6 protein-coding genes are annotated in these 7,332 nt (G+C 33.9%); 4 read left to right on the forward strand and 2 right to left on the reverse strand.

The features are described from left to right. Window positions 1-59: 59 nt before the first annotated feature. Window positions 60-2,063, reverse strand: a complete 2,004-nt coding sequence (locus LE179_RS06315) for a beta strand repeat-containing protein (protein ID WP_374129529.1) — start codon at window positions 2,061-2,063, stop codon at window positions 60-62. Between the two features lie 172 nt (window positions 2,064-2,235). On the opposite strand from LE179_RS06315, the gene hydE reads away from it, so the two are divergent. The 3 genes from hydE (at window position 2,236) to proB (ending at window position 5,642) form a co-directional block, all read left to right on the forward strand. Next, a complete protein-coding gene (hydE, locus tag LE179_RS06320) occupies window positions 2,236-3,288 on the forward strand; it encodes a [FeFe] hydrogenase H-cluster radical SAM maturase HydE (RefSeq protein WP_374129530.1) in 1,053 nt (350 codons plus the stop codon). Window positions 3,289-3,384: 96 nt separating this feature from the next. Continuing rightward, window positions 3,385-4,455, forward strand: coding sequence for a tRNA 2-thiouridine(34) synthase MnmA (gene mnmA, locus LE179_RS06325; protein ID WP_374129531.1), 1,071 nt, complete (start codon window positions 3,385-3,387; stop codon window positions 4,453-4,455). Between the two features lie 95 nt (window positions 4,456-4,550). Then, a complete protein-coding gene (gene proB / locus LE179_RS06330) occupies window positions 4,551-5,642 on the forward strand; it encodes a glutamate 5-kinase (RefSeq protein WP_374129532.1) in 1,092 nt (363 codons plus the stop codon). 16 nt (window positions 5,643-5,658) lie between these two features. Here proB and LE179_RS06335 read toward each other — a convergent pair whose 3' ends face one another. Next, window positions 5,659-6,060, reverse strand: a complete 402-nt coding sequence (locus LE179_RS06335) for a hypothetical protein (RefSeq protein WP_374129533.1) — start codon at window positions 6,058-6,060, stop codon at window positions 5,659-5,661. 683 nt (window positions 6,061-6,743) lie between these two features. Between LE179_RS06335 and LE179_RS06340 the strand changes: the two genes are divergently transcribed. Then, window positions 6,744-7,277 (forward strand): amino acid permease, encoded by a 534-nt coding sequence (locus LE179_RS06340; RefSeq protein WP_374129534.1) that lies wholly within the window; start codon window positions 6,744-6,746, stop codon window positions 7,275-7,277. The last annotated feature ends 55 nt before the right edge of the window (window positions 7,278-7,332 follow it).

Here is a 7,332-nt window from a genome sequence, read left to right on the forward strand (position 1 = left end):
AGTAACGTACAAAGTATCAGATGTTGGATTACCACTTGAGCTGTTAGCTACTTTAAACCTCAAAGATGTATTATTAACACCGAAGTAACGTACAAAGTATCAGATGTTGGATTACCACTTGAGCTGTTAGCTACTTTAAACCTCAAAGATGTATTATTAACACCGAAATTATTAAAAGTGTATGTAGATATAGACGTAGTGGACGCATATAAATCTAAAATCGAATTAGTAAAATAGTATACGGTATTTCCGGAATAATCTGTATTTTTTAATCTTACAGCACTATTATTAAAATTTATCGTGTTCACGACACCATTATCTATTTTGGAAAGACTATAGTTTGCAGGAACAAAATTATTTCCAGCGCCTGGTATTCCACTCCAAAAATTGGCAGTAGCGTTGCTGCCAATAAAACTTAGCCCTACCCCGTTTTGTACTCCCTGATAAATATTTGTAAGATTCAAGTTTCTTGTCCAGTGATTCAAAGTTGCGTTGTCATGCAGGTTAACGTTATAAGTAATATAACTTTCTGTTGAGCATACTTTTAAAATACCACTGTATATATCATTAATCCCACCAAACATTATGCCTTCGCATTGTGTTTCTCCGCCGTTGTGATTAAAATGTCCATTAAATTGAGAATTGTTGCTTGTATTTGCAAGGTATAATATCATTTCTCCATTATTTTTAGTTATTATTCCGTTACCGGCTATTCCTCCTCCGAAATAAATTGTACCGGAACTTCCTTGAACATATAGAACTGCATCTGAAGTAACAAACACATCGCTTCCCTGGCTCGCACTGTTGTTTTGAAAAGTTATATCGCCATTTTCTCCTGACGTTAGATATATGTTTCCATTAGCGTTATATATTGCGCCGCCCAAAGACGCACTGTTGTTTTGAAAAATAGTACCACTAGATATGTACAAATCCAAATTTGAATAATTATAAATAGCTCCACCCTTTGAAACAGCAGTATTCCCAGATAAGATTCCCGATAAATATATAGCCCCTGAAGACTGTCCTTTATTTATATAATTATAAATAGCTCCACCGGAATCAGATGCACTGTTTCCGCTGAATACACCGTTAATATTATAGACATTTGTACCTCCATACGGCGAATTTCCGTTTATACCTAAGGTGCTATAGATAGCTCCTCCGTTGACAGAGGCTTGATTACCTATAAAAATTCCAATGATAGAAGATGAATTATTGGTGTTGCCACCTTCAGCTTGATTAGAAATAGCCCCGCCGTTTACAGCAGAATTATTAACAAACTGTCCATATTCTGTAAATATATTTATTCCATTATTAACGTTAGAAACACTGTTTGCGATAGCTCCGCCATTTCCTATAGAAGCAGAATTATTTGAAAACACATTACTTCCAACAATTGTGTATGAGCTTATCACATTTCCACCGCCAAGCACACAATTATATATAGCTCCACCATTACCTGAAGAAGCTTCGTTTTTACTAAACGTTCCAGTTGTAACTAGAAAAGATATAGGATTTTGAGAATTGTTTGAAGCCATGTATATAGCACCACCAGTTAAAGCAGAATTACTTGTAAAAGTAGAATTATTTAAGCAGAAGTTATTTGAAAGCTGGCCCTGAGTTTGTGCATGGAGGTAAACCGCACCGCCATTAGAACCTGTCTTGTTTCCTATAAAAAGCAAGCTATCAAGATTAAATAAGTGTGCTCCAACACCGTCACCGCTCAATTCTACTGCGCCATTTGAGGCTTGAGAAAAAGTTAATGAAGTTACGTAAACATTAAGGCCATCATTCCAATTGGGGACAAATTTTAAAATATTTGCATTTATAGTGAGTATGTGTCTCTCACTTCCAGTAGCTCCAGTATATCCATTAATATATACGGTTGCGCTTCTTTGATTGATAGGATTGAGGGTTATATCATTTTGAACTGTTATTGTACTTATACTATTGTTGTTAAAATTTGACGAAAAATCCGAAGAGGTAAAAACATCAACTGCAAAAGCACTAGTGTGAAAAGCTAAACTCAAAAGCAGCACAAGAGCGTACAATTTTGTTCTCATAAAAAACCCCTTTAAGATTTTTATTATGAATACTTGTTACGATACTATTTGTAGTACTTTTATGTTTTACTTTTAATTTTTTACAGTTGGTCCAGGGTAGACATTAGCTTAAAGAAAGTGCGTAGGAATAGTTCACCAACAAAGAGTATCAATTTTTGATAAAATATACAACATGACTTCTATATTATATAAAGCTATTAATATTCATAACTTAAATAAAAGAGAAATATTGCATCTTTTAGATACAAAAGAAAGCGATAAACTTTTTTCAGCTGCAGATAAAGTAAGGAAAGAACATGTCGGCGATAAAGTACATTTACGGGCATTAATAGAATTTTCAAATTACTGTAAACAAAATTGCTTTTATTGTGGGCTTAGACGAGATAACTCAAAAATAACAAGATATCGTTTAAAACCTCAAGAAATAATAAGCTTGGCAAAGAATGCTGCAAACTACGGATACAAAACAATTGTTTTACAGTCCGGCGAAGATTTGTACTATACAATAGATAAAATGTCAAAAATAATTTCTGAAATAAAAAAATTTGATGTTGCTATTACTTTAAGCATAGGAGAGAAAACTTTTGAAGAATACAAAGCATACCGCAAAGCTGGAGCAGACAGATACTTGCTGCGCATAGAAACAACGGATGAAGCTCTTTATAACAAGCTTGATCCCGGGATGAGCTTGCAAAATAGAATGATTTGCCTTGATAATATAAAAAAACTTGGCTATGAAGTAGGATCTGGAATAATAGTTGGTCTTCCAGGACAAACATTAGAAAGCATAGCTAAAGATATAATTTATCTTAAGTCTATACATGTTGATATGGCAGGAATCGGTCCTTTTATTTATCATCCAAATACCCCTATTGAAAAACCTGAAGGAAATCCTTTTGAATTGTCGCTCAAAGTTATGGCAATATTACGGTTGCTTATGCCGGACATAAATATTCCCGCTACAACTGCCATGGAAACTTTAAATCCCAACGGACGTCTGATAGCATTGCAATGCGGTGCAAATGTAGTTATGCCAAACGCTACGCAAACAGAGTACAGGAAGCATTATGAAATTTATCCAGGTAAAATTTGTATAGGAGATTCCCCAAAACATTGTAGGTTTTGTATAGACAGTAAAATTAAGTCCATAAACAGAACTGTGGCTGAAGATAAAGGATGCCATTTTCGAAGTGGATTTTACAACTTCGTACAGAATGATAAATAAAAAAATGTGACTGACGACAAGAACAAAGACACAATAACAATTGACCCACAAATTCGTTCACAGACTGATTACAAAGAAATAAAAAAAGGAAGTAAAATGAAAATACTTGTAGGTTTAAGCGGCGGTGTTGACTCGGCAATAACCGCACACTTATTAAAAGAACAAGGGCATGAAGTAGTAGGAGCAATGATGTCTATATGGGATGATTCTATTCCAACTCCACAAAATAAGGGTATTGACGCTTGTTTAGGCCCAGAAGATGAAGATATTGAAACTGTACATAAAATAGCGAATTTTCTAAAAATACCTGTACATATTTTGGACTGCAGACAAGAATACAAAAAAGTCGTTATTGAAAATTTTAGAAATGAATACAAAGAAGGCCGTACGCCAAATCCTTGCGTGTGGTGCAATGCTTATATTAAGTTTGGCGTTCTTCCGTCTACAGCAAGAAAAAATGGAATAACGTTTGATAAATTTGCTACTGGACATTATGCAAATATCATATTCAACAATTCCTTAAATATGTATCAATTGTGCAAGTCAAAAGACGCCATAAAGGATCAAACTTATTTTCTGTACAGATTGAATCAAAAAATTCTTTCCGAAACGATTTTTCCTCTTGGAAAGTTTACAAAAGAGGAAGTAAGAGAAATAGCAAAAAAAATACATCTCCCAGTAGCTCAAAAGCCTGACAGTCAAGATTTTTACTGCGGTGACTACAATGATATACTGCAATTTCCTAAAATTTCGGGAAATATTGTAAATAAAACCGGAGAAGTTTTAGGTAGACATACTGGAATATGGAACTATACTATAGGTAAACGCAAAGGGCTAGGGCTTTCAGGTGGAACAAAAGAACCTTTATACGTTATAAATATTTTGGCTAAACAAAATGTTGTTGTTGTTGGAACTAAAGAAGATTTGTATTCTTCATCGCTTATAGCAAGAAAAGTAATGTGGGGTTCAATTCCTGTACCTAAAGAACCTATTAAAGCAAATGTAAAGATACGCCAACAGCACAAGCCTGCAAAGGCTATTATAGTGCCAATAGGAATTGACGCAACTAAAGTGGAATTTGAAGAACCACAAATGTCGATCACAGCTGGGCAAAGTGCCGTGTTTTATAAAGACAATGTAGTTTTAGGTGGTGCAATTATAGCTTAAGTTTTATAATTGTGAAAAATCTTTTAGGATTGCACAATTATAATTATGTTTAATATGCTTATTTTAAAGCATTAGAATTATTAGAAAGAGGCAATATGAGACTAGTAATAAAGATTGGCACAAGCACACTTACTTTAAAAGACGGTTTATTAAATAGAAAATATATATTTAGCTTAGCCAAACACCTTTCTGAACTCCAAGATGATAATCATGAAATTATAATTGTAAGTTCAGGTGCGGTTGGTGCAGGACAGGCAAAGCTTGGTCTATTATCTAGACCTAAAACTACAAGAGAAAAACAGGCTTTTGCGGCCGTTGGACAGCCGTTGGTTATGAATGCGTATTCAGACGCATTCTTAAAGTATGGTAAGACAGTTGCTCAAATTCTTTTAACTAGAGAAGTTTTTGATAAAAGAACGGAATATATAAATGCCAGAAACACTTTAAATGTTTTAATACAAAATAAAGTTGTACCTATAATAAATGAGAATGATACTGTGTCCATAAGCGAACTAAACTTTGGCGATAATGACACTTTAGCTGCCCTTGTTGCTTCTACTATAGATGCGGACAAACTTATACTCTTTACTGACGTAGACGGTTTTTACAGAGGAAACCTTGCAACATCTGAGCTTATACATAAGATTGACAAAATAACTGAAGATATAGAAAGTTATGCTACAAGCGGTTCTTCAAGCGGGAAAGGCACAGGCGGAATGAAAACAAAAATAACTGCCGCAAAGATAGCTACAGCTTCAGGAGTAGATACTGTTATAACCAACGGCTTAAAACTTAATTTATTAAAAAATATTATTTCTGACTGCCAAGTTGGAACTGTTATCAAAGCAAAAAAACAATGCCTTCAAGCTAAAAAATCTTGGATAGCTTTTAGTAAAAAATCTAAAGGAACCATATTCGTTGATACTAAAGCTGCTGACATCTTATTGAACAAAGGTAAAAGTTTACTCTCTGCAGGTATAGTCAAAATAACAGGGCCTTTTCATAGAGGAGATACCGTAAATATAGCTAACATCGAAACTAAAAAAGATTTTGCTAGAGGATTAACAAACTATGACAGCAGTGTTATTGAAAAAATAAAAGGGAAAAAAACCATAGATATAAAAAAGATTATGGATATTGAAGAAGACGAGATTATACATAGAGACAATCTAGTTTTGTTGCAATAGTAGTAAATAGGGGACTTTAGACTTTGACTTTGAAAGCTGCATTACAAATTATACTTGTGCATGTAAAGTCAAAAGTACCTACACCAGTTTTCATACTGCTTTTATACATGTAATAACCCAAGTCAAAAAGTAACCCAAATGGAAACTCGTATCCTGCAGAAATTCCACAATAAAGCCCACCACTTTTATCAAATTTATACTCATTATAATCTTTATTTTCAAAATCGAACAAGGCGTTATAGCCAATGTTGCCCTTTACAAATAGCCCGTGTAAATATTCATCTAATACGTTTATGAAAGGATTTACTTGTATTGTAAAATAAATCGGAAGATACGAAAAAGACTCTTCACCATCACTTACAGGAAACAAATAACTAAATCCCGGACCAAACTTTACAATCTCTAAATCTAGTGACAAATGACTGCAAAAAATTAAGTATTCTACTGTAACACAAAAACCAGTATTTAAGTTAACATTGTCTACCTCAGTAAATTCAGGTCGACCAGGAATATCTCTTCTGTTATAACCTTACTCGAGACTAGATTCGAGAAGAAAAACCTGGAACTTTGACAATAACAGCAAAGATAATTATCATTGCTATGATAATTTAAATACTATACTAATTTTTATGTGAAATCAAATATTTGTAGCAGTTAAGGATTTATTTTGAGATGTAAGAATAGCCAAAGAATAATGAAGCGGTGTTTTATAACCTAAACCTTTGTGGTATCTTCGTGTAGTAAGTATAAAATAAGTATACTTAGTTTTTTATTTGGTGGTGTAATGTCTMAAAACACATATTAGACTATTTTTGTCGTTAAAGATGGTAGTAAAACAAGAARTTTAAGCAAGAAATAGTAAAAATAGATTTAGTATRGAAAATCAAAMGTTTYTAYTAAATGYTARTCGTTATTATTTGTTTTTGCTGTTGCTTTTTTTTATTTGCCCAATTAGTCTAACATGATGTAAGACACTACGATAGAATTTACATAATGCATCTCTTTGTGATATAATACAGAATAGACATTTCAATCAACCGCACAACCGCAAGAGTTGCAAAAACTGACCTGCGAAACTTGAAGCAAAAATGGAGAAAATACGTGGACGGTCCGAAGAATATTCGTTTAAAACGCAATCTTACAAATCGCCATATACAATTTATAGCGCTTGGAGGGGCTGTTGGCACAGGTCTTTTTTTAGGAGCAGGCAGCGCTATTTTTGTTGCAGGGCCAGCTGTTGTTGTTGGATATTTGGTTGCAGGTATAATAGTATTTTTAATGATGAGGCAGCTTGGCGAAATGAGCACACAAGACTCCTCAGCGGGCTCTTCAAGCTATTTTGCTTACAAATATTGGGGTGATTTTCCAGGATTTTTAGCAGGCTGGAATTATTGGTTTGAATACGCTCTTGCAGGAATAACGGAACTTACAGCAGTAGCTGCATACACACAGTATTGGTTTGCGGATATTGCTACTTGGAAAACTGCCCTCTTTTTCTTTATAGTTATAAACATTGTAAACCTTATAGCGGTAAAAGCATACGGTGAAGTGGAGTTTTGGTTTTCTTCAATAAAAATATTTGCCATTTGCGCGATGATTTTGACTGGAGGATACATATGGAAGCCTTTGGTTTAAGAACAATATCTAAAAATATAGCTTCTATAGCTTCTATAGTAATTCTACCTTCTGA

The organism is Candidatus Endomicrobiellum agilis (assembly GCF_020328115.1).
Taxonomy (GTDB): Bacteria; Elusimicrobiota; Endomicrobiia; order Endomicrobiales; family Endomicrobiaceae; genus Endomicrobiellum; species Endomicrobiellum agilis.